Annotated in this window: 21 protein-coding genes; 13 read left to right on the plus strand and 8 right to left on the minus strand. The window is 63.4% G+C overall.

Going from position 1 to position 21,952, the window contains the following annotated elements; translation table 11 throughout:
• The first annotated feature begins 14 nt into the window (after nucleotides 1-14).
• The 3 genes from AC24YW_RS12245 (at nucleotide 15) to AC24YW_RS12255 (ending at nucleotide 3,024) form a co-directional block, all read left to right on the plus strand.
• Nucleotides 15-731, plus strand: a complete 717-nt coding sequence (locus AC24YW_RS12245; protein ID WP_487482965.1) for a transglycosylase SLT domain-containing protein — start codon at nucleotides 15-17, stop codon at nucleotides 729-731.
• Nucleotides 732-1,097: 366 nt separating this feature from the next.
• Nucleotides 1,098-1,985 (plus strand): subclass B3 metallo-beta-lactamase, encoded by an 888-nt coding sequence (gene bla, locus AC24YW_RS12250; protein WP_487482966.1) that lies wholly within the window; start codon nucleotides 1,098-1,100, stop codon nucleotides 1,983-1,985.
• A 13-nt stretch (nucleotides 1,986-1,998) separates the two neighbouring features.
• Nucleotides 1,999-3,024 carry a DUF1254 domain-containing protein gene (locus AC24YW_RS12255; protein ID WP_487482967.1) on the plus strand — a complete coding sequence of 342 codons (1,026 nt, stop codon included), beginning with the start codon at nucleotides 1,999-2,001 and terminating at the stop codon, nucleotides 3,022-3,024.
• A gap of 249 nt (nucleotides 3,025-3,273) precedes the next feature.
• On the opposite strand, the gene AC24YW_RS12260 is transcribed toward AC24YW_RS12255, so the two are convergent.
• Nucleotides 3,274-3,567 carry a DUF718 domain-containing protein gene (locus AC24YW_RS12260; protein ID WP_487482968.1) on the minus strand — a complete coding sequence of 98 codons (294 nt, stop codon included), beginning with the start codon at nucleotides 3,565-3,567 and terminating at the stop codon, nucleotides 3,274-3,276.
• Nucleotides 3,568-3,938: 371 nt separating this feature from the next.
• Here AC24YW_RS12260 and AC24YW_RS12265 point away from each other — a divergent pair, with 371 nt between their 5' ends.
• From AC24YW_RS12265 to AC24YW_RS12285, 5 genes are all read left to right on the plus strand, one after another.
• Nucleotides 3,939-6,176: a response regulator transcription factor gene (locus AC24YW_RS12265; RefSeq protein ID WP_487482969.1), complete on the plus strand. Its 2,238-nt coding sequence runs from the start codon at nucleotides 3,939-3,941 to the stop codon at nucleotides 6,174-6,176.
• Between the two features lie 112 nt (nucleotides 6,177-6,288).
• Nucleotides 6,289-7,149: a L,D-transpeptidase gene (locus AC24YW_RS12270; protein WP_487482970.1), complete on the plus strand. Its 861-nt coding sequence runs from the start codon at nucleotides 6,289-6,291 to the stop codon at nucleotides 7,147-7,149.
• A 147-nt stretch (nucleotides 7,150-7,296) separates the two neighbouring features.
• A complete protein-coding gene (locus AC24YW_RS12275) occupies nucleotides 7,297-7,851 on the plus strand; it encodes a hypothetical protein (RefSeq protein WP_487482971.1) in 555 nt (184 codons plus the stop codon).
• Between the two features lie 55 nt (nucleotides 7,852-7,906).
• On the plus strand, nucleotides 7,907-8,929 hold the full coding sequence (locus tag AC24YW_RS12280; protein ID WP_487482972.1) for an LLM class flavin-dependent oxidoreductase: 1,023 nt from the start codon (nucleotides 7,907-7,909) through the stop codon (nucleotides 8,927-8,929).
• Nucleotides 8,930-9,231: 302 nt separating this feature from the next.
• On the plus strand, nucleotides 9,232-11,733 hold the full coding sequence (locus AC24YW_RS12285) for a hypothetical protein (protein ID WP_487482973.1): 2,502 nt from the start codon (nucleotides 9,232-9,234) through the stop codon (nucleotides 11,731-11,733).
• A gap of 7 nt (nucleotides 11,734-11,740) precedes the next feature.
• Here the strand turns inward: AC24YW_RS12285 and AC24YW_RS12290 are convergent, their stop codons facing one another.
• Both AC24YW_RS12290 and AC24YW_RS12295 read right to left on the minus strand, forming a co-directional pair.
• On the minus strand, nucleotides 11,741-13,060 hold the full coding sequence (locus AC24YW_RS12290) for an aminotransferase class V-fold PLP-dependent enzyme (RefSeq protein WP_487482974.1): 1,320 nt from the start codon (nucleotides 13,058-13,060) through the stop codon (nucleotides 11,741-11,743).
• A gap of 309 nt (nucleotides 13,061-13,369) precedes the next feature.
• On the minus strand, nucleotides 13,370-13,561 hold the full coding sequence (locus tag AC24YW_RS12295) for a hypothetical protein (protein ID WP_487482975.1): 192 nt from the start codon (nucleotides 13,559-13,561) through the stop codon (nucleotides 13,370-13,372).
• A 21-nt stretch (nucleotides 13,562-13,582) separates the two neighbouring features.
• Here AC24YW_RS12295 and AC24YW_RS12300 point away from each other — a divergent pair, with 21 nt between their 5' ends.
• From AC24YW_RS12300 to AC24YW_RS12320, 5 genes are all read left to right on the plus strand, one after another.
• Nucleotides 13,583-13,927 (plus strand): DUF1236 domain-containing protein, encoded by a 345-nt coding sequence (locus tag AC24YW_RS12300; RefSeq protein WP_487482976.1) that lies wholly within the window; start codon nucleotides 13,583-13,585, stop codon nucleotides 13,925-13,927.
• A 74-nt stretch (nucleotides 13,928-14,001) separates the two neighbouring features.
• Nucleotides 14,002-14,397 carry a hypothetical protein gene (locus AC24YW_RS12305; protein WP_487482977.1) on the plus strand — a complete coding sequence of 132 codons (396 nt, stop codon included), beginning with the start codon at nucleotides 14,002-14,004 and terminating at the stop codon, nucleotides 14,395-14,397.
• A gap of 205 nt (nucleotides 14,398-14,602) precedes the next feature.
• Complete coding sequence (locus AC24YW_RS12310) at nucleotides 14,603-15,127, plus strand: hypothetical protein (protein WP_487483300.1); 525 nt, start codon at nucleotides 14,603-14,605, stop codon at nucleotides 15,125-15,127.
• 60 nt (nucleotides 15,128-15,187) lie between these two features.
• The gene (locus AC24YW_RS12315; RefSeq protein ID WP_487482978.1) at nucleotides 15,188-15,541 is read left to right on the plus strand and encodes a hypothetical protein; all 354 of its coding nucleotides are present in this window, start codon (nucleotides 15,188-15,190) and stop codon (nucleotides 15,539-15,541) included.
• A 22-nt stretch (nucleotides 15,542-15,563) separates the two neighbouring features.
• Nucleotides 15,564-15,992: a hypothetical protein gene (locus tag AC24YW_RS12320; protein WP_487482979.1), complete on the plus strand. Its 429-nt coding sequence runs from the start codon at nucleotides 15,564-15,566 to the stop codon at nucleotides 15,990-15,992.
• 81 nt (nucleotides 15,993-16,073) lie between these two features.
• Here AC24YW_RS12320 and AC24YW_RS12325 read toward each other — a convergent pair whose 3' ends face one another.
• From AC24YW_RS12325 to AC24YW_RS12345, 5 genes are all read right to left on the minus strand, one after another.
• Nucleotides 16,074-16,532, minus strand: coding sequence for a hypothetical protein (locus tag AC24YW_RS12325; RefSeq protein WP_487482980.1), 459 nt, complete (start codon nucleotides 16,530-16,532; stop codon nucleotides 16,074-16,076).
• A 10-nt stretch (nucleotides 16,533-16,542) separates the two neighbouring features.
• Complete coding sequence (locus AC24YW_RS12330) at nucleotides 16,543-16,761, minus strand: hypothetical protein (RefSeq protein ID WP_487482981.1); 219 nt, start codon at nucleotides 16,759-16,761, stop codon at nucleotides 16,543-16,545.
• Nucleotides 16,762-16,865: 104 nt separating this feature from the next.
• Nucleotides 16,866-18,425, minus strand: coding sequence for a hypothetical protein (locus AC24YW_RS12335; RefSeq protein ID WP_487482982.1), 1,560 nt, complete (start codon nucleotides 18,423-18,425; stop codon nucleotides 16,866-16,868).
• Nucleotides 18,426-18,482: 57 nt separating this feature from the next.
• Nucleotides 18,483-19,646 carry a glycoside hydrolase family 5 protein gene (locus tag AC24YW_RS12340; protein ID WP_487482983.1) on the minus strand — a complete coding sequence of 388 codons (1,164 nt, stop codon included), beginning with the start codon at nucleotides 19,644-19,646 and terminating at the stop codon, nucleotides 18,483-18,485.
• A 2-nt stretch (nucleotides 19,647-19,648) separates the two neighbouring features.
• A complete protein-coding gene (locus tag AC24YW_RS12345) occupies nucleotides 19,649-21,793 on the minus strand; it encodes a GumC family protein (protein WP_487482984.1) in 2,145 nt (714 codons plus the stop codon).
• Between the last annotated feature and the right edge of the window lie 159 nt (nucleotides 21,794-21,952).

Below are 21,952 nucleotides of genomic sequence, written 5' to 3' on the forward strand. Positions count from 1 at the left end.
TGGGACAGGATGTCGTGCAAACGCTGCCGCCGGAGCGCGATGCGTCGAGCGGTGCTCCGAAGGCGGCGTCGACGCAGGATTTCCGTCATCTGATCTACTACGTCTGGTCCGAACTGCCGCCCGCCGAGAAGCCGGCGGAGATCGTCTTGCGTGCGTTCAGGGACATTCCAGTGGGAACGCCGACCGAGGAGATCAAGCGCGCTGCCGACGCGTTCGGCCTCGATGTCAATTTCATGATGGCGGTTGCCAAGATCGAATCCGGCTTCAACCCCAATCAACGCACCGGCTCGTATATCGGGCTGTTTCAGCTGAGCTATTACGAGTTCGGGAAGTTCGGCGTCGGTGAGATTCGCAGTCCGCGGGATAACGCCGTTGCGGCCGCCTACAAGATCATCACCGAAGGCGTCCTGTTCCAGTGGATCACCCACCGCAAGCCGGACATGAGCGATCTCTACCTGATCCATCAGCAGGGCTGGGAAGGCGCCGCCGAGCACATCAGCAAGCCCGCTCGCCTCGCGTGGAAATCCATGTGCGCCACCGGCGAAGGCAAGGAGAAGGGCGAGAGGTGGTGCAAACGCGCGATCTGGGGCAATGCACTTCCGGCCTTCAAGCGCACCTGGAAATCGGTCGACAACGTGACGTCGGAAGCGTTCGTCGGCATGTGGCGCGGCCGGGTCGCAGAATTCTACGGGAAATATCTGGCGACTGCCGCTGCGGCGGCGGGCCAATGATTCCGCCGTCGGCAGCGCCCTGCCACGCTTGATTTCCCTTTGGTCATCGTGGAGGAACGGACCCGGCTGGGTAGACGCAGTCCACTCGGGGCCCATCGCTTCCATGAGTGCGTCGCGGCGAGTTGTCCGGAGCCAGCGGTAAACCGGAACCGCCCGACCGCCGGTTGAACGACGCTTTTGATTCACAGCGGACAGGATGACAGCGGCGTTTCATCGCTGCATCTCACGAGATATCCACCTTCCAATAGCCATGTTTCAGCTTATGCTTGAACAACTCGATACCAGTTCCGTGGGGTTGAAATGGCTTCGCGAACTCGAATTGGTGCAATTCTGAGCGCTGCTACCCTTCTCGCAACAGGGCATGCAGTGGCACAAGCGCTCCCTCCCAATCTGCCGACGAAAGAGGAACTGGCCAACGACAACAACCTCTTCATCACGCTGGCGAAGAGGGCGCTGAAATGGGAGGAGCCCGCCGAGCCCGTCAGGATCGCCGGGCCGATCTACTTCGTGGGCACCAAGGGACTGGGCGTCTTCCTGTTCACGACCTCCGAGGGCCATATCCTGATGAACACGGGCATGCCCTCCTCGGGACCGATGATCGTGGATTCGATCCGCAAACTCGGCTTCAGGCCCGACGACATCAAGGTCATGATCAACGGCCACGCCCATGCCGATCACGCCGGCGCCTTCGCTTTCATGAAGAAGCAGTTCGGAGCCCAGCTGGCGGTAATGAAGGACGACGTCGCCGCGATGGAGAGCGGTGATCGCGACGACTTCAAGTACGGCAACGATCTGACCTACGAAGGCGTGAAGGTTGACCGCGTCCTGCGCGACCGCGACACGGTCAGGCTGGGCGACGTGCTGCTGACGGCCTACCACACTCCCGGCCACACCCGCGGCGCCACCACCTGGATCGCGAACCTGGTCATCGACGGCAAGGCCTACGTGGTGGCGTTTCCGGACGGTGCGGGTTTCAACCCCGGCTACCGGTTGGCGAAGAATCCTTCGTATCCCGGCATCACCGACGACTACCGTAAAACGCACCACGCGCTCGAGATGATCAAGCCCGACATCTGGCTGGCGCAGCACAACGAGTATTACGACCTCGAAGGCAAGCGGAAGCGCGCCGAAACGGAAGGGGTTGCAGCATGGATCGATCCGGAGGGCTACAGGCGCTTTATCGCCGGCAAGAAGCGCGCGTTCGAAGACGAGGTCGACGAAGAACTCGGCGCCCCTAAGGCTGCGTCAAAATAGGGAGCTGTTGGCGATGAAATCTCCGTTCCGTCCGGAATTTGCCGTGGCGCTGCTGGCCTCCGCAACTGCGGCGCTCGCTCAGGATGCCAAACCCAGCGCGGTCAATGTCCACAATTTCGTTCGCGCCGAGACCGACCTCTATTTCCGGAAGGCCGCGGTGGACGACGGCGCCTTCGGCAAGCTCAGGCACCGGCGCGAAATGGCTTCGATCGACAAGCAGGACGTGGTGCGCATGAACCGCGACACGCTATACTCCTCCGGGGTGTTCGACCTGGAGGCCGGACCGATCACCATCAAGCTGCCGGACGCCGGCAAGCGCTTCATGTCGATGCAGGTGGTTTCGCAGGATCACTACACGACCGAGGTGGCCTACGGGCCCGGCACCTTCAGCTACGACAAGAACAAGGTCGGCACCCGCTACGTCTACGTCATCATCCGCACGCTGGCCAACTCGGATGACCCTCAGGACGTAAAAGCCGCCAACGGGATGCAGGACGCGATCGAGGTGCAGCAGGCGGGCGTGGGCAAGTTCGAGGTGCCGGACTGGGACCAGGCTTCACAGACCAAGGCCAGGTCGGCGCTCGAAAGCCTCGGCTCGTTGGGCAGCGTTGTCGATCGCTTCGGAAGGAAGGACGAGGTTGATCCGATCGACCATCTCATCGGGACCGCCATCGGATGGGGCGGCAACCCGCGCTACGCGGCCGATTACCAGAGCGTCTATCCGTCGAAGAACGACGGCAAGACGGTCTATCGCCTCACGCTCAACGAGGTGCCGGTCGACGGCTTCTGGTCGATCAGCGTCTACAACGGAAACGGATTCTTCGAGAAGAACGAGCTCGGCGCCTATTCGCTCAACAACCTGACGGCCAAGCCGGACGCGAGCGGCGCCTACGTGATACAGTTCGGCGGCTGCGAGAAGGCAACACCCAACTGCCTGCCCATCATGGCAGGCTGGAACTTCACGATGCGCCTGTACAGGCCCCGAAAGGAAATCCTGAACGGAAGCTGGAAGCTGCCGGAGGCGCGACCAGCATCCTAGAGCGGAATGGCTTTAGGTTGAATCGATTGCCCGGGCTCGGTGCGAACCTTTCCCGCTTGCTTGCGGGAGAGGTCGCACCGAAGGCACGGGTGAAGGCTTTCGCCTCTTGGAGGCTGTCCCATTCATGCTCTAGTGAATGTCGGAGCCGTCCACTCGCACGACAATTCGAGCGCCGGTTGCCGGACGGATACCGGAAGTGTCGATCCGCGGACCGAGGGCGGGCAATGACGGCGCGGCGCTGCTCGCCTGCTACAGCGCGAGCACGACCTCGCCCGACACCGCGTCCGTCACGCCGCGTCCGTTGCCCTGGTCCTCGAGCACAGACCTGAAGCTGTCGAGGGTCTTGATCATCGCGGGACGTGCCGCCACCATCGCATCCTGACTGGACCACGTGCCGATGAGGCAGAAGGTCTGATCGCCGGTTTTGATGATGACGCCGTGCTCCAGCCCCGGCCATTTCGCTTTCCCGTTCCGGTGTGCGTCGAGGAAAGCGGCTTCCTCGCCCGGCTTCACCTTGAACTTGACCACATTGTAAACCTGCATGATGCGCCTCCGGAAAATGAATGGATGAAAATGCGAGCGCCGGACCGGATCGGGTTCGGACCGATATTTTTGCACCCCCGCAGCGAAAAGTCGAAAACAACCCCATGCCACATCAGGCGGCGCAACAAAATCAACGGCTTAGAACCCGGCGAGACGGGATAGATCTCCGCAGCGGGCCTGGCTGCTCCAGCGAGCACGATCTTTCGCTGCGCATTCTGCTGATTTTACGAACGGACATCCCTGGACTTCACACCTCGCGGAACCAACACCGGTGTCGCGCGTTGCCGCGCTGCTCTCGCAGGTGACGCGGCTGAAGCCAGGTCGCCTTTGCTGGGCCAATCAAGACGGGAAAGCCGGGCGAGCCAGACCAGATGCGTCGTATCCGACTCGTGATCGCAGATCGCCGTCCGGTCGTTTTGCAGGGTTTTGCGACGCTCCTTGCGACGGAGCGTGACTTCGAGATCGTGGCGTCCTGCCTCACCGGAGCCGATTGCCTCGAAGCTATCAGGACGTTGATGCCGGATGTCGCGCTCGTCGAGGACGGATTTCGCGACCTGACGGCCTCGGCAATGCTCGCCGCCGTCAATGCCGAAAGCCTTCCCACACGGCTGGTCTTCTACATCGCATCGATCGCACGCGGCGAACTCGCTACGGCCATCGCAGCGGGTGCCTGCACGGCTATACCGATGCGCGAAGAGCCCGAGAACCTGCTGCAGTCCCTGAGGCTGGTAGCGCCAGCGGCGGCCGCCCCCGAGGCAGGCAATGGCGCGTCTGGCGAAAATGGCCTGGCAGCGCTGACGGACCAGGAGCGCAAGATCATGCGCCTGGTCGCCAGCGGCATGTCGAACAGGGAGATTGCGCGCGAGCTCAAGGCCTCTCCAGGCGCCATTCAGGCGCGGATCGATCGCATATCCGCGCGTCTCGACATCAAGACTCGAACGGAACTCGCAAGCTTCACGCTGTCGCGCCTTTACGGCGGGGTCGGCGCGCTTACAGCTCTGATTTGGGCGGCGCTCGAGGACGTTCAATCCGCGAGCGCGGCCGCACGCGTTCACGAGGATGCCGACCGTGTCACGGTCATGACCGCAGACGGCTCCGGCGCGGTCGTGACCATCAAGATCACCCCGCAGAAAGCGGCCGCTGCTCCGGACAAACCGGCCAAAGCTGTCGGCAAAGCCCTCCGCGTCGAGAATTCCCCGGCTGACATGCCGTCGCGGGCCGGCAAGCCGATGGAATCCCGGGCCGACATTGCCGCCAGCACGTTCACGGTGCCGACAGTCACCGCGCCAAGGCCGGGCTCGAGCAGCTTCAGCACGTTCATGATGACGGCCGTCGGAATCTCGGTCTACGAACTCCTCAGCAGTGACGCACAGGCGCTCGCTGTTTGGGACAGCCCGAGCGACGTCCTTGAGTCGGCTGCCGCAAGCACCAGCGCGTCGGCCGCCCTCAATCCGGGCACGCCGGATGCGAACCTCGACGGCTTCGACAAGCTGGCCTGGCCCGATCCCGAAATTCACCATGATTCATTCGCCTTCGCGGCTGCCCGGGGCGAGGCCTTCGCCGGGGGCGACGAAGCTCTGATCATCGATACGGCCGCACGCGAGGACAGCGGCAGCGGCAGCCCTCCTATCGGATCCGGCGCCATCGATGCTCTGAGCGATCATGGCGGCATCGAACATGCTGCCGCAGCGGGTGCGAGGAATGAAGGACACGGCACGACACAGGCGGCCGCACTAGACGCACGCGACCATGGACAATCGCAGCGTGATTTGCACGCTTCGGAAAACGGCGCAGCAGCAGGCAAGCCCGATAGCGAGCACGGGCCACCGGACCATGCATCGAACCAAGACAAATCGAACCAAGACAAATCGCACGCCTCGGAGAAAGGCGCAGCAGCCGGCAACAAGCACGGCGAGCACGAGCCGCCCGGCCATGGTTCAAGTCATGGGCAGTCGCAGCGTGACCTGCACGCTTCCGAGAACGGCGCAACCGGCAAGCATGAGGCGAAGCAGGATGCCGATCACGGGCCACCGGACCACGCATCGAAACAAGACAAATCGCACGCCTCGGAGAAAAGCGCGGCAGCCGGCAGCAAGCACGGCGAGCACGAGCCACCCGGCCATGGTTCAAGTCATGGGCAGTCGCAGCGTGACCTGCACGCTTCCGAGAACGGCGCGGCCGGCAAGCATGAGGCGAAGCAGCATTCGACCGGACACGACACCAATTCTGGGCAACCGCATCACGCGTCGGAGGACGGTGCCGCAGCTGCCAAGAATTCGCATTCGAAGAATTCGGATGGGGAGCCGACCCAGAAGGCTGGCGGCAACGACCAGGCCCAGCAGGACTCAGGGTCGGCACAAGCCGCTGCTGCGCCCAGGGCCGGAGAGTCGTTCCATTTCAAGAAGGACCTGCCGGCGCCAAGGCATTCAGATCATCTCGAAGTTGGCTCCGGCACCGATAGGGCTGAACATGGTCCGCACCACGCCGGACATGCTGAATTGGCGGCGATCCTGAGTACGGACCTGATTGGCCATTCGCACGCGGAGCAAAGCGCAATCGACCACGCAAGAGGCATTGAGCAGCATCCGACGCAGGATTTCTTCCTCTAGCTCTCGTTCCGGCGTTAACCATCGCCAGCGGTTCCAGCCCAGGCGAAATCGCTTCGAGCTTTGTTAAATTTTGCTGGATACCTCTCATGGGCATGGTGATCTCGGAGAGGACATGAGCAAGCGGCCCAAACGCCGGAAGGTCGAGACGATCGCATTGCCGATGGCCGCGAGAATTGGAATTGCCGCCGTGGCCGTCGCAGCGTTGGGGTATGGCTTGCTGGCTCCCCCGAGCGTGCAGCCGGTGCGGAAGCCGTCCGCGCCCCAGGCGATGGCATCGTCAACGCCGGTCTACGTGGCACCTCAGGTTCATGCGGCAGCGCCCGCGCCGACACCGCTTCCGGCTCCGGCGCCGCTGGTCGAACCACCCAAAGCCGACGCCGATGCTCCCGGAGCCTTGCTCCGGCAGGTGGTCGACTACGCGAGCCGTCAGGCGCCGGGCACCGTGATCATCGATACCAGCAACACATTCCTCTATCTCGTCCTGAACGACACGCAGGCGATGCGCTACGGCATCGGTGTGGGCCGCGAAGGTTTTGCGTGGTCCGGCGAGCAGACCGTGGCGCGCAAGGCAGAATGGCCGGATTGGCGCCCGCCTGCGGAGATGGTCTCGCGCCAGCCTTATCTGCCGCGGTTCATGGCAGGCGGCCCCGGCAATCCGCTCGGCGCCCGCGCGATGTATCTCGGCGAGACCGAATATCGAATTCACGGCACCAACAAGCCCGACACGATCGGCAAGCGGGTGTCGTCCGGCTGCATCCGGCTGACCAACGAGGATGTCGTCGACCTCTACGAGCGCGTGAAAGTCGGCGCGAAGGTGATCGTGCTTCCGACGAATGCGGCCCGGCGGCCGTCGCAGGGTGCGCCGTCCGATGCCGCATCCCGATCGCCGGACCCGGCCTCGCCGTCGAACCGGCCGTCGGCAACCAGCGCGCAGCTGCCGTCACCCGGACCGAAGATCGCCGAGGTGCAGTAGTTGACGTTCTGGCCCTGCCACTGGAGACAGAGAGACAATTCAAGTCGTCACTCCACGTTGGCGAGCCAGGGCCGATCAGACCATCTTGCCTGACCAAGGCTGGTCTGCGCTGGCGGGACGCATCACCGATATTAACCCTGTCGGCAAATGATTGCCGACGGGCCGGCAGCCGCCGGCAAAGTTGCCTCATTGGCGCGGAGAATTTTCAGCGGCGCTAACCTGGGTCAGAGGCGCGTTATGCTGAGAATGGCGTTGTTGGGCCTCCTCATCCTGCTGGGTGTGGGAATGCTGTCGGCGATGGAGCTGAATGCGCCACCGCGTCGCGCCGCCGCGACCGTCCAGCCGCCTGCCGAGCAGAACGCGGGCATCCCCGCTTCGCACCATGCGCCGGCGAAGGCCGATCGCCTCGAGGTTGCCGCCGAGAGCCGCACGATGCTGACGCAGACCGCTTCGGTGGAGAACTCCGTCGCTCCGCAGGACGCGCATGTCGGTTCATTCGCGCCGGCGCCGATCGTCCGTCCGCGAAGCAAACCGAAGCCGACCGCGAGCGCCGAACCTCCCAGGCCGAAGCCAAAGGCGATCGTCGTGAAACGAGCCGCCAATGCTCAGCGCGCAAAGACCGCCGGCGAGACCGAGCACTGTCGGCTCAAGGCGTTCGGCGGGCTGCTCAAGGCCTTGAACCTGACCGGCTGCGAAATCTGAGGTGGTCTCCAGGAACGTCTCGCAAACTCTTCCGATCAACCATATGTTTGCCCGCATGAAAAAGATCGGATTCCTCTCCTTCGGGCACTGGACGCCTTCGCCGCAATCGCGGACGCGCTCGGCGGCGGATACGCTGCTGCAATCGATCGAGCTGGCGGTCGCGGCCGAACAGCTAGGTGCCGACGGCGCCTATTTCCGCGTGCATCATTTCGCGCGGCAGCTGGCCTCGCCGTTTCCGCTGCTTGCGGCGGTCGGCGCCAGGACCAGCCGAATCGAGATCGGCACGGCCGTGATCGACATGCGCTACGAGAACCCGCTCTACATGGTGGAGGACGCCGGCAGCGCCGATCTCATCGCCGGCGGGCGGTTGCAGCTCGGCATCAGCCGCGGCTCGCCCGAACAGGTGATCGACGGCTGGCGCTATTTCGGCTACCGGCCGGCCGAAGGCGCGAGCGATGCCGACATGGGACGGCGCCATGCGGAGGTCTTCCTCGACCTCCTGCGCGGCGAAGGTTTTGCCGAGCCCAATCCGCAGCCGATGTTTCCCAATCCGCCGGGGCTCTTGCGACTGGAGCCGCATGCGCCGGGCCTGCGCGAACGGATCTGGTGGGGCGCCGGCTCGAACGCGACCGCGGTGTGGGCAGCCAAGCTCGGCATGAACCTGCAGAGCTCGACGCTGAAGAACGACGAGACCGGCGAGGCCTTTCACCTGCAGCAGGCGGCGCAAATCCGAAGCTATCGTGCGGCGTGGAAGGAAGCCGGCCACGGCCGGGAGCCCCGCGTCTCCGTCAGCCGCAGCATCTTCGCGCTGATCGACGATCGCGACCGCGCCTATTTCGGCGGCGAGCGCGGCAGCGAAGACCAGATCGGCTTCATCGACCCGCGCACCCGCGCGATCTTCGGCCGCAGCTATGCGGCCGAGCCGGACGTTCTGATCGAGCAGCTGCGCCAGGACGAGGCAATCGCCGAGGCCGATACGCTGCTGCTGACGATCCCGAACCAGCTCGGCGTCGATTATTGCGCGCACGCGATCGAGGCGCTCCTGAAGCACGTCGCGCCGGCGCTGGGGTGGCGGTGATTGAATGTCCGGACAACCAGCTTAGACATCAGTCACAAACCTACTCACGGCTCCAGCCTGCCTTGATTGAGACGCGAAATTCTCTTGCGGCTCGGCTATCTTGCAGACAATTTCACTTACGTTTGACGACCGCTATTCTGGTTATCATGAAGCCGTCGGTTCCAGTCCAGTAGAGTTCTATCCGCGCTCACAAACTTTCCATACAAGGCAGCTCAATTCCGTTTACAATTACGAAAGTTATGCCTGACTCTCTATCAAAGCTAACTGCACTTGGATCCGCTCGGCCAGTACGCATCGCGTATTTGATCGCGCTTGAGGAATGTCCGCACGACCTGCTAGACGCCCTATTCGATGAATCATACAGCCGCTGGGGCGGTCGTCGCACCCTTATTGTTCCAACGGCTCAAGCCGGGATCGACGCAAGATATTTCCAGTGGCTTCGACTCTTCGATCCTGACATTATCTATAGCTACGTGTCGCTTGACGACTCAGCCGTGGCTTACCTGAATGAAACGCTTTGCCCGGCATACCTGGTCGCTCACCGCGATCGACGTTTTTCCTCTGACCCGGCAAACTACGAACCCGCACTCCCCTGGCGAGGACTAAATTCTCTTTCTATCGTCCCATTCTTACAGGGCCGTCAGTCACTATTCTGGGAGCGTTTAACTGATATCCAAGTCATCGACAAATACTTCGATAGAAGTGAGAGTGCGTTTCTGAGGGAGAATTTCGGATTTATCCGTACTTCCTTCAGAAACTCCAACCGCTCTGAGGCGGCGCCCGAATATTACAGGTGCGCTACCTTGATCTCGGAAAGCTCGCTTTCGGACGGTCGCCTTCGAAAGAGTTCCAGCGCCACGTACTTCACCGATGAGATATCAATTCTAGGCGCGCTGTCCAAGCCAAACCAGATTTTTGGCCTATCTGACCTATCCGACGTATTTGCACCCCGCTTAGAAACCAACAATTACGCAGCCGAGACCGCGCTAACGCTGGTCGTTGGGGATAGTATCGATGACAGACTCTTATTTTGGAACGGTCATCACCGAAGCAATCGTGGGCTGCATGAGCTAAGCTCACTTCATCTTTACAGAGAGAAGACTAACGATCCGAATTTTATGACAGCGCTTTGCGAGCTGATCAAACGACGAGGCCCAGTCAGTGAAGGGCATCACCATTTGTCGTTATACTCTTGCTCGCTTTCTATCGAAGATCTGCGCGAGATAGGAAGTATGCTTAGCGACGGCGGATGGATTTCTGTGCAGATCCTCGCGGATAGAACGCATGCTAGTTGCATCCCTCAATTCAAAGATCAAGAGAGGTACATCGGTTACTCGTACGAATACAACTTTGGTCCGTCGCCAAGGACGACAACCGACATTGATTTCGTAGGAAGCGAAACGCGAGTTCCGGCAGCAACTCCGTGGCACATGCACGAGTCCAAACCGCCGGCATCGATCCGCGACGGCTATTGGATGATCGATCTTTCAATCAATCGCGCTGTCAATCATTCCCCATACTCCAACGTAGTGCACAATTGGGTCTTGCCAAGAAGACTCCGACTACAAGGCGCTTTTAAGCTTACGAGAAATGAACAGCCGTTCCAGTACAATGCCAACGTTGTTCGGACCGACCGTTTTGGCAGGCTATCGGTGACGGGTGGATCCGACATCGACTTCGGCACACTCGCGATTCCGGAAGACATCGACGCATTTCGGTACGCGCTTTGCGCCGAAAGGGAGTGGCTACCCTTCAAACGTGAGACGAATGTCCACGGCTTCAGCCGATATCGTTACGCAGAGCCATCTGACAAAGGTCGATATCTGCTTGGCGTACTAGGGCACTTTGAAGAAGTGCCGACAGCGTTCGAGTTCTTGATGAATGGCTATTGGCGAGACATCGTCATTCATCTTGGTGGTATATCTCCAGAAAAGAATGTTACTCTTCAAAAGGAACTGGTGGCGACCTTAAAGAAGCGATTAGCGTCTAAGTCGAGCACGCTCACAGTAGCAGGTGAGGAGCAGTGGCATCAGCTCGCACGTGTGGCTCTGCAGTTCGGCCGCAAAGTCCAAAGGGAAAGGCGCTTCGTTCAGTATAGCCAACTCAAGTCCAAATGGGAGGAGTTGGTTCGAAAGGATATGGAGGAGGCGACCGATCTTTCGGAGCGCGATAAGGAATACTATCAAAGTAATCACCATCTCGACCGATCAATTCAAGCTCTTTGTGACGCACAGATTCTGTTTCAAGGCAGAGAATGGCAATGCAAAAAATGCTTTAGCCGAAATTGGGTCTCGATTGAGCAGATGTCGCGTTTGCTGCAGTGTGAAGTCTGCGGCACTACGAAATCAGCTCCTGTCTCAGGTGATTGGGCCTTTCGTCTCAATAGCTTCGTCTTGGAGGCGTATCGAGATCACGGAATCGAGCCCCTGATTTGGACTCTGTGGCAGTTGTCAGAACGCGCGAGAGTCTCATTTTACTTTGCGCCTTCGATGTCATTGTGGGACGAATATCCCGAAAATGCTCCCGAACCAGTTGCTGAGTTAGATGCCTTAGCAGTGGTGGACGGAACCTTATACCTCTGCGAGGTCAAGGCAGGTTCGCGACTAAGCAGCGGTGAAATGGACCAGCTCGCGGCCGTCTGCACCCGAGTGCGCCCCGACGTTCTCTTACTTGCAAGCATGGACGGTGCCGATTTAGAACCCCGCATCAAAGGACTGAGGGAGCGCCTGGATGGGGTCACCAAAATCGAGGTGATCAAGTTCGACCCTAATCAATTACACGACGGCTCAATGCTCCCTCATTGACGAACCCTCACCCCGTCTTCGTCCCCGTGATGACGGCCAGCGCCTCGACGAGGCGGTCGAGGTCGGCCTCGTCGGTGAACAGCGCCGGCGTCACGCGGATGCACTGGCCCCTGGCGACGCCGGCGCGGCGCACCGTCATGATCTTGTAGCTGTCCCTGAGCTTCACGACCGTCGCCTCGTTGTCGGCCTTGCTGGTCCTGCCGGCGAGGCGGAAGGACGTGATCGCGCCATATGAGCCGGCTTCGTCCGGCGTCAGGATCTCGATGTCCTTGAAGCCGCGGGCGCGGCTCACCCAATAATCGCGCAAGTAACGCAGGCGCGCCTGCTTCGCCGCCGGGCCGATCTCTTGATGCAGCGCTAAAGCCGTCGGCACCGTCAGCACCGTGGCGAAATTTACCGTGCCGGTATGCACCCGCGAGCGGATGTCGCCTTCCGGAAAATCCTCGTCGCCCATGTCGCGATCGATGGCCGAAAGGCGATCCTTCCTGATGTAGAGGAAGCCGACGCCAAGCGGCGCGCCGATCCATTTGTGCAGATTGAAGCCGACGAAATCGGCCTCGAGCTCGCTCACCCGGAAGTCGAGCTGTCCCCAGGAATGGGCGGCATCGACGATGGTGTCGATGCCCTTGGCCCTGGCCATGCGGGCGATCTCGGCGACCGGCATGACGAAGCCGGTGCGGTGGCTGACATGGGTCAGGAGCAGAAGCCTCGTCTTCGGGTTCGCCTCGATGGCGCGGGCATAGGCGTCGAGCACCGCCTGGCGGGTGGCGGGCTCCGGCACGTCGAACTTGACCACGTCGACGCCGCGGCGCGCCTTCAGCGCGTTCATCGCATATTGCATCGAATCATAGTCGAGATCGGCATAGAGCACGCCGTCGCCCGGCTTCAGCCTGTTGTAGCCGCCGATGAGGAGCTGAAGCGCTTCGGTGGCGCCGCGGGTGAGCGCGATCTCCTCGGTCCGCGCGCCGACAGCCTCCGCCACCTTGGTGCGCACCGCCTCGAAATCCGCACCCGCGCGCAGCCGGGCGTAATAGGTGTTCTGATAATTGACCATGTCGGACTGGCGGATGAACTCGCGCCGCACGGGCTCGGCCATGATGCCCCAATAGCCGTTCTCGAAATTGACGATGTCGGGCGTCACGGCGTAGAGCCCCTTCACGGCCGCCCAATAGGACTTGTCGGTGGCGATGGCGGCCATTGAGCCGGCCGGCTGCGGCGGAAGGCCCACACCGGCAAAGGCCGGCGCCGCAAGCGACGCCACGGCCGCTGCCGCAAGGCCCTTGAGCATCGCGCGGCGGTCCGCTGAAATCGTCCTGATCAGTTGCATGTCACTTTCCCCAAGAGCTTCCCCAAGAGCGTTTCGGGCGAAGCGGCGCGTTTTCGCGCGGAGCGTCCTGGGCTCGCATCGCGAAGACGCGCCAAACGACGAGCCCGAGCTCCGTGCCGACGTCACCGGACGAAGCAGGCTCCGGCGCGCGGGACAAGAGCAACGGACGATGCAGCGGAGATGACCGCAGCATGACAATGTGATGATCGGAAGCGATGGCGACGACGCGGCCGGCGCATCGGCCTCAACACTCGCGAGCGGATGTCGGACCCGGTTTCTTCCTTTGTCCGGAAACCGGAGCGTTCACGTTCAGTGCAGGTAGCCGATGAGATAGATGCCGCCGCCCAGCACCACGATCGCGGGCACCGCCCAAAGAATCAATACGGGCATTTCCTCTCCTCCAGTTGCATCCTCCCGGGGGAGAGAACGGGAAAAAACGGCAAACGTTCCGGGTTTCCCCGGAACGGTGCGGCTGATGGCGAGTTCATTGCAGCGCCGCATGCAGCGGCGAGGGAGAACGCGATGAAGAAGCTCATGTTGATTTCGGCCGCCGCTCTGCTCGTGTCGACGGGCGCGATGGCACAAACCACCATCACCACCACGACCGGGGCCGGGCACGGCGCCGCCGTGCAGATCGAACCGGAATACCGCACCAAGATCCGGTCCTACGTCACCGAGCGCAAGATCCGTCCGGTCGAAACACGCGAAAAGATCGTCGTCGGCTCGTCCGTGCCGAGCGACGTCGAACTCGCGGCCGTGCCGAGTGACTGGGGTCCTTCGCTCACCAAGTATCGCTACGTCTATTCCGGCAGCCGCGTGATGTTGGTCGATCCCAGCACCCGCGTGGTCGTCCAGGAGATCGACTGAACCGCCGTACGGCGGGTCGTCGGAGGCGGCCCGCCGGTGCCTTTTCTCGATAGCTTCGTTTGCGGCAGCGCCTGATGCCGATCGTTCGATATATCGTATTTGCAAGCATTTTCGCGGTGGCGCTGCTCTTGCTGTTGGATCGCTCTCTGCCGCAGCCTACCGAGCGTGCTGCCGGCCCGGAGGCCGCTCGAACCACCATCCGCATCCACTCCGCACGGGCGCTGCCCGAGAAGATCATCTTCGACACGTCCACCCGGATCGCCGCCACGGTCTCCACTCCGCTCCTCGCCGCCGGGTCGCCCGATCATGGTCCGAACGATGCAATGGCGATGCTCGAGCCGCGCAAGCCGGACGTCGCGCCGACATCTCGACGCGACACTGCGCGAGCAGCCGGTCTGCAATCGAACCGGAACGGCCGCGCGGCTTCCTCTCGTCTCTCCACGCCTCGGGTGACGGTCGAAGCATTTTGAGAGCCGCGATCGCAGCGAACGCGACTTCGTGGCTGCAGCACCTCAGATGAACGCTGAATGAATGAAGGGCGATGCGCCCGGTGTCGCGGACCTGGCTCTGGCCGCATCGACGCGTCAAACGTGTCCGCGACAAGGAACGTTTGCTCGATTGCCAATTTATCCCGAGCCTGATTGGCGATTTGATTTTGCAAACCTGGAGGAAATGATCATGAGGATCCTGAAGCTCTCTGCGGCTGCGGCCGCGCTGCTGGCCGGCACGGCGCTCGCCGTTGCGCAATCGAGCTCGACGATCGGCACCGGCGGTTCATCGGCGGGCGGCGGCACCAGCTCTTCGACGGTGGGCACCGGCGGCTCGTCGGCTGGCGGCAGCGGGTCGGGCTCTGCATCGACGCTCGGCACCGGCGGCTCGTCCGCGGGCGGCGGCACCAGCTCTTCGACCGTCGGCACCGGCGGCTCGGCAGCCGGCAGTGGCTCGGGCAGCGGGTCTGCCTCGACGCTCGGCACCGGTGGTTCATCGGCGGGCGGCGGCAAGAGCTCGTCCAGCGTCGGCACCGGCGGCTCGGCTGCAGGCTCCGGCTCCAACTCCGCCTCGACGGTCGGCACCGGTGGCTCGTCTGCGGGCGATGGCAAGAGCGGCTCGACCGTCGGCGCGGCCGGCTCGTCTGCCGGTCATGCCAGCGACCGAGGCATGGAAAAGGGCAAGGGCCACATGAAGAAGGACAAGGACTAAGGCCTTGACCGGGAGCGGCAGCGATGCCGCTCCCTTCGTCTTCGTTGGAGGAGAACTCGCATGAACAGATCCATCATCGCGATCGCAGCGTTGGCCTTGATCGGAAGCGCAGCACAGGCGGCAACCATGGAAAAGACCGGCAAGACGGCATCCGGCGAGACCTGCAAGGTCACCGTCGAGAAGCATGCCGATGGAAGCATTACGGCGGTCGGCGCATCGGGCTCGGGCACGACGGGCTCGACCGCTTCGAGCGGCTCGCTGTCGAGCTCGAGCTCGGCCGGCGGATCGTCGGTCCATGTGCAAGCCGGCGGCGGCACTGTCTCGAGCTCCTCGTCGACGGCCGGCGGACCTGGCTCCACCAGCGCCAGCACCGTTACCGTCAACGGCTGCACGATCTCGACGTCTTCGCCTTAAACACATCTGAGAGGATTGAAACATGAGGACTCTGCTTACGACCTCGGCGGTCGCGTGCCTGCTCGCCGCCACTTCCCCCGTTCTCGCCCAGAAAAGTATCACCGGCGGAAGCGGCGGCTCGGCCGCGGTGGGCGGCACGTCGGCCTCGACGGTCGGCACCGGTGGCACGTCCACCTCGGCGACCGGCAACACCGGCTCGTCGATCGCGGCCGGCGGAAGCGCAGCTGCCGCCAGCGGCAAGTCCCAGACCGGCGTCAGCATGAACAAGGGCAACGGCCCGGTGCTCAACTCCAATGCCCGTGCGCAGGCTCATGACGGCGGCACGTTCAGCCGCTCACATACCCGCACCAAGGTCAAGGCCGGCGAGGAAGTCGGCTCGACCACCAAGACGATGTCGCACGTGCCGGGCTCGAAGCCGACCATGTCGAGGACGACGACGACGGCGCGCTAGAATCGCGTGGCTCTCACATCTGCTGCCCGGCTCGCCCGGGCAGCTTTCTCTGTTTGCGATTTTTCCGTCATGTGTGCGGGCTCAGCCGCCGCGCAGGCTGCGGCTGATCCGGGTGACGACGGCATCCCATCGCCGCTTCTGGGCGGCCGGGTAATTGATCAGAACGCAGTGCACGTAGCCACGCGCGAAATTGCAGCGGTTGTACCAGATCTTGTCGCGCTTGATGCTCGAGACCACGAAGAAGTTCGAGGTGATCCGCTTGTAGACGATCCCTGTCGGCGGATTCTTCCCGGCGAGGAATTCGGCCGGCGACAGACCCTGCCGGTTCTCGACGGCCTGAACGGTGAGGTCCGCACTGCCGTCGAAACTGCGAAACTGCTGCCCATATCCGTCGGGCTTGCCGGCCGGCTCGATGAAGATCGAGGCGGGAATGTCGACCGACGTTCCGGATTCCGGGATGCGGTAGGTCCTCCAGCCGTTTGCCGAGGCAATCGAGCACGTCGCACAGAGCGCGATGATTGCGGCAAGCAATGTCTTCATGTCCGTCTCGTCACTCGCGCGGCGCCAGCTGCAGCTCCAACAAGGCGATCCTTTGCAGGTCGGAGACGTTCCGCTCGCCGGCGCCGGCGGTGCGCAGGATGGATTCGGCGAGCGCGTTGACGTGCGCGGAATGCACGGGGTCCGGCAGGGTCGCAACGGCAGCCTCCAGCGCGGTCGTCATGATCTCGATCACCTCGGGAGAAAACTCGGCGTTGGAAAAATTCTTCATCGCTGCGTCGGCCGCTTGTGCGGATCGTGTTCAACGCCGGGAGAAAACGGAAGTTCCTGGATGGGCACGGTCCCGAGTACCGGGACCGTCGGCAGGTCGGCAGCTCACGCAGCCGGCTGGTAGCCGGTGAGCCCAGCGGGCTCGGCATCCTCGTTTGCAACGCTCTGCACCCTCGCGTGGCTGCCGATGACGAGGCCGGCGAGCGAGAGCATCAGGCCCAGCGCGAGCGGTGCGAACAGGGCTTCTTCCTGAAACAATCCGTTGAGCAGAACGACGAGGACGCCGAAGCCGGCGAGGCCCTGCGTCAGATATCCCGACGACGCGTACAGGCGCCAGGCCTTGAGCGCCATTGCGAAATAGAAGGCCAACGGCACGAAGGCCGCGATGCCCATCTGGTACAAGAGGACGCCGATCGCGCTTTCGACCGCGCCGTCGATCGTGCCGGCCGCCTGCGCAGCGCTCCAATCGATCGAAAAATAACTGTCCGACAGATTGCCGCCGATACCGAGGCCCCGTCCGTAAGGTCTCTGCAGGAATCCGTCGAGGCCGCCCATCAGGCCAATGACGTGATAGTCGCCGATCTGCAGGCCGAGGCGGATCGCCAGGATCGCAAAGGCGATCATGCCGGCGAACCCCAGCAGCAACGTCGCCACGGCACCGATGAGGCGAGTCCCGATCCAGCCCGCGGCCACGAAGATGACTGTGATGAGCGCTCCCTTCACGCTGCAAAAGACCAGCAGCGGCAGGGCTGCCAGGGCGAGCAGCGGGCGTCCGACCGAGAACAGGAACAGGGCGAGAAAGCCGATCCCGTAAGCGAAGCTGATCGGGTGCATGTTCGGACCGTTGATGCGCAGCATCTTCGACAGGCCGAAGCCCTCGAGCAAGGGCGTGTTCAGGAAGTCGAAGCTGAAACGATCCTTGAGTGTGACCGGCACGTTGCCGGTCTGCCGCATCTGGGTTTCCCAGACGCCGGAATGGGTCGCCTTGAGCTCGTCGAAGCCCCAGAACGTATGGCCGTTGGTGACGGCCAGCCAGACATCGCGCAAGACGAGCTCGACATAGCCGCACAGCATGAGGATGATTGCGAGCGCGACCAGGAACGGCGTGATGCGCACCTCAAAGGTTGCCGCGGTCAGGAGCGACAGCTGAAACAGAAACAACGGCAGAACGATGTTGCGCAAATACACCGCCGCCGGCTGTCCGTCCTGGACGAACCCAATCGCGAAATAGAGCGAGACGATTGCGAGGGTGACGACGCCCCAGCGCATGATCTGATTGATTTCCCTCGACTGATTCCTCTGGCCCAGTACGTAAAGCGCAAACGTCGCCAGCCACATCACGGAGCAGAGCAGGAAATTGTAGCCCTTGATGAAATCGAGATCGGAGGGTAGCGGGACCAGCTGCGACAGGACGGAGACGAACAGGTTCTGGAAGAACAGGACGAAGATCGCGACGGCCGGCGCAGAGGTCGGGACCGCAACGACGATGGCGATGCCGATCAGGACCTCGATGGCGATGGCCAGGGCGGGATTGGCGAGGTGCAGGACCGGCGCAGAGCCGATCGCCGCAATGGCGATGCAGAAGGTCGCGGCCAGCTCGCGCCAGGCCGGCGGCGACGGCGCGGCCTGCACGCTCTGGCCTTGCGGTGAGTACCCGGCGCTCATCAATCGTCCTTTGGCATCGCGCCCGGACACGATAGCCGCGCGAGGTGTAAGGATCCGTTAACGATCGCGGCCTGCGGCGGGAGCCCCTTCAAGCCGGCCGGGCGCGCCGAGCAGCGCCCGTAGCACGTCGGGATCGGGCTTGCCGGTTGCGGCGTCGACCAGACCGAAGCCTTGCGCCAGTTCCCAATGCGCCCAGCCCCAGCAATGCGCGCGGGCGAAGGCCGTGACCTCCGCCAGCCAGCGCAACCGGCTCTGCCGGGGCGCGCCGGCTTTCAACACGCCGAACTCGTTGACGATGATCGGCCGCGAGAATTGCTGCTGCCATTGAAGCGCGGGCGCGAGCCAGCGATCGGCCCCCGGCTTGTCCCTGGCGGCGGCAATCGCGGTATCGAGCATGGCGAGCGCCTTGACCGCGCCCCTCGCCTGCAAATCCTGCCGCTGCGCCTGAACCTTGGGATCGCCGGCATCGATCGGATAAGGCAGGTCCATGATGTCGTGCAGCGGATCGCGCAGGTCCCAATGGCCCTGATGAGTGAACACCATCGGATCGTAGAAATGAATGGCGTAGACGACGTCAGGGTCCGCCAGCGGACGAAACCGCGGCAGCGAGTCCGCGCGCTGCCAGTTGACCGGACCGACGATCAGCGTGGTCGTGGGCAGCAACCCGCGAACGAAGGCGGCGAGCGCCTCGACCTGCTTTTGCCATCTGTCCGCTTCGATATCGGGCTCGTTGAGCAGTTCGGCGAAGATGCGATCGGCAGGATAGGATCGCATGACCTCTGCAAGCGCGCGCCAGGCCTCCTGCATCTCGCCCATCGCCGCATCCGGGTCATCCTTGTGCAGGCGATTGAAGCGCTCGCCCGGATGAAGGTCGACGGAGATGGAATAGCCGAGCGACGTCAGCTGCTTCAACGCGCCGTCGAGCACGCGCAGCGTCGCCTCGCGCTCGTCGCTTGCGGCAAAGCGCGGCATCACGCGCTCCGCCGGCACCGGCAGGCGGACATGGCTCATGCCCGCCTTGCGCAGCTGCTGCAGCAGCGCGCGGCTCGGCGGTGCACCATTGATCCAGCCATCGGCGTTGAAGCCGCGCGAGAGCGCGGCAAGGCGCGCGGGCGAGACCGTCGACGGCAGGGCCACGCAATCGCCAGCGAGCACCGGCCGGCCGAACGAGATCGACAACAGCATCACCGCAGCCAGCAGACGGCGGCGCAAGGCTATCATCGTCAGACCGCAACACCCAAAGCGCCACCGCCGGGCTGAGGCGCCATCGAATCGGCGGGCACGTGATTGACGACGAGGCCGGTCGGCACCGCCGCGTATCTCGACAGCGCCGCGGTCACCCTGCGCATCGCGGACGAGCCGAGCTCGCCGGCGCGCGCCACCAGGACGATCAGGTCGGCATGCGCGGCCAGGGCAATGGCGTCGGGCTGCAAGGCGAGATTGCCGGCGTGGACGACGATCAGGTCGAACTCGGAACGAATATCGTCCTCGGGCCGCGCATCGGGCTTGCGGCCGGCACTGAGCAGCTCGTCGATCGACTGAAGTCCCGCCGTGGTCGAGCCGTCATTCCATTCGGTCACGGGCGGCTGGGTGCCTGCAAATTCCGGCTGAAGCCGGATCAGCACGCTCATCATGCCGCGGTTGACGGCGGCGCGATTGAGGGAGCGCGCGACGGTGTTGCCGCCGGCGCTCTTGCCGACGGACAAGACCAGCGCGACCTTGCAGCCGCGCACCGGCACGCGGTCGATGCGTTCGAGCAGCGGCCGTAAGTGGGGGCCGAGATCGAGCTCGGCCGACGCGCTGACCGGTCTTTGCCAGACCGTGTTGATCCCGGCTCCTGGCGCGAGCTCCGGGATGCGGGCCCAGACCGGAAGGCGGGGCATCGCCTCGGCCCGGCGCGCCGCGGCGGCCGGAGGGGCAACTTGCGGGCCGGGCGCCTCCTCCGCTTCGCGTGAGGCGGGCGCCTGAACGGAATCGGGCTTGCCGGCGGACAGGCTCGCCGTCACCGCCACGGCGGCGGTCGACGTCAGCAGCGAGCCGATCACGAGCGCCGCAAGCAGCAAGGCGAGCGGCGGACGTGTCGAGCGCAACGGCGGAATGGCAACCGAAGCGATCTTGGTCTGGGACGCCTGCAGCTGACGCTGCTCGTTGGTGGTCTTGAAGCGCGACAGGAACTGCTCGTAGATGTTGCGGTTGGCATCGGCGTCGCGCTGCAGCTCCTGCAGCTTCACCAGCGCCTGGCCGTCGCGCAGCATCTTGGTCTCGACCGCCTTGAGCTGCTTTTCCAGCGCGTTCTGCTGCTCCAGCTGGGCCTCGTATTCGGACTTGGCCGTGTCGATGTTCTTCTTGCGCTCGATCTCGATCTGCCGGTTGATGTCCGCCAGCTGGCTGTAGGAGATCGCAAGGTCGGGATGGCGGTCGCCATAGACCGCCTTCTTCTGCGCGATCTGGTCGTTCAGGGCCGAGCGCTGCGCGCGCAGCATGCTGAGGAGGTCCTGCTTCACCGGCCCTTCGACATTGGCCTTGACGTCGCGCTGCGCCTGCTCGTAGCGCGCCTTGGCCTCCTCGGTGCGCGCGCGGGCGGCGGAGACCTGCTGGGTCAGGTCGGTCACCCGCAATTGCTGCGTGGTGGATTCCTTGCCGGCATTGACGATGTTGTGCTCGAGCCGGAAGGTGGCAACGGCGTCTTCCGACGCGCGCAGGCGCTCGCTCAGCGTTTTCAGCCGGTCCTGGAGCCAGCCGGCCGCCTCGTCCGTCGCCTCGGTGCGGACGCGGCCTTGGCTGGCGACGAAGGCCTCGGCGATGGCATTGGCGTAATAGGCGGCGCGATCCGGCCGGTTGGAGGTGAAGGAAATCGCGATGACGTAGGTCAGCCCGCGCCGGGTGATTTCGAGGCGGTTGCGGAATCTTTCGAGCAGGCGCGTCATGTCGGTGTAGCCGCCCGCGACGTCCTCGTCGTCCGCGACCTTGAGCTGTTCGATCAGGGGGCGGAGGAAGCCGTCGGATTTGGCGATCTCGATCTGGCTCTGCAGCGCCGCGGCATCCTGGCCGATGCCGGGCAGCACGTCCTGCTCGGAGGTCACGCGCAGCTCGCGCGGATCGAGCACGACCAGGGCCGTCGCAGCATAGCGGACCGGAAGCACCATCAGGGCGACGACGCCGAGGGCGAACAGGGCCAGGGCCAGTGTCAGAATGCGCCGGCCGTTCTCGCGCAGAAAGGACAGCGTCCCGGAGACGGTCAGCGATCCCTTGGTCAGGCCCGGCGCGGCGCCGTCAGGCTTCGCCCTCGCAGCCGGCGGCGCTTCCCACGAAGCCGCTTGCTCCGTCGGGGCGATGCTTCGCGGAGATGCGCGGCTACCGAACGCCATGGGTTGGACTCGAAATCAACTGACAGACATAGCTCAGAGGCTTGCCACACCGTAAATATCCATGGTTAACCGGCGGTTACGAGCGCGCGGGGGTCATGGCCGAATAGGCCCGCCCCGGCGCCGCCCCCGTGTAAGGTTGCGATGCGCTTCCCGCGCGAG

The organism is Bradyrhizobium sp. USDA3516 (assembly GCF_057651995.1).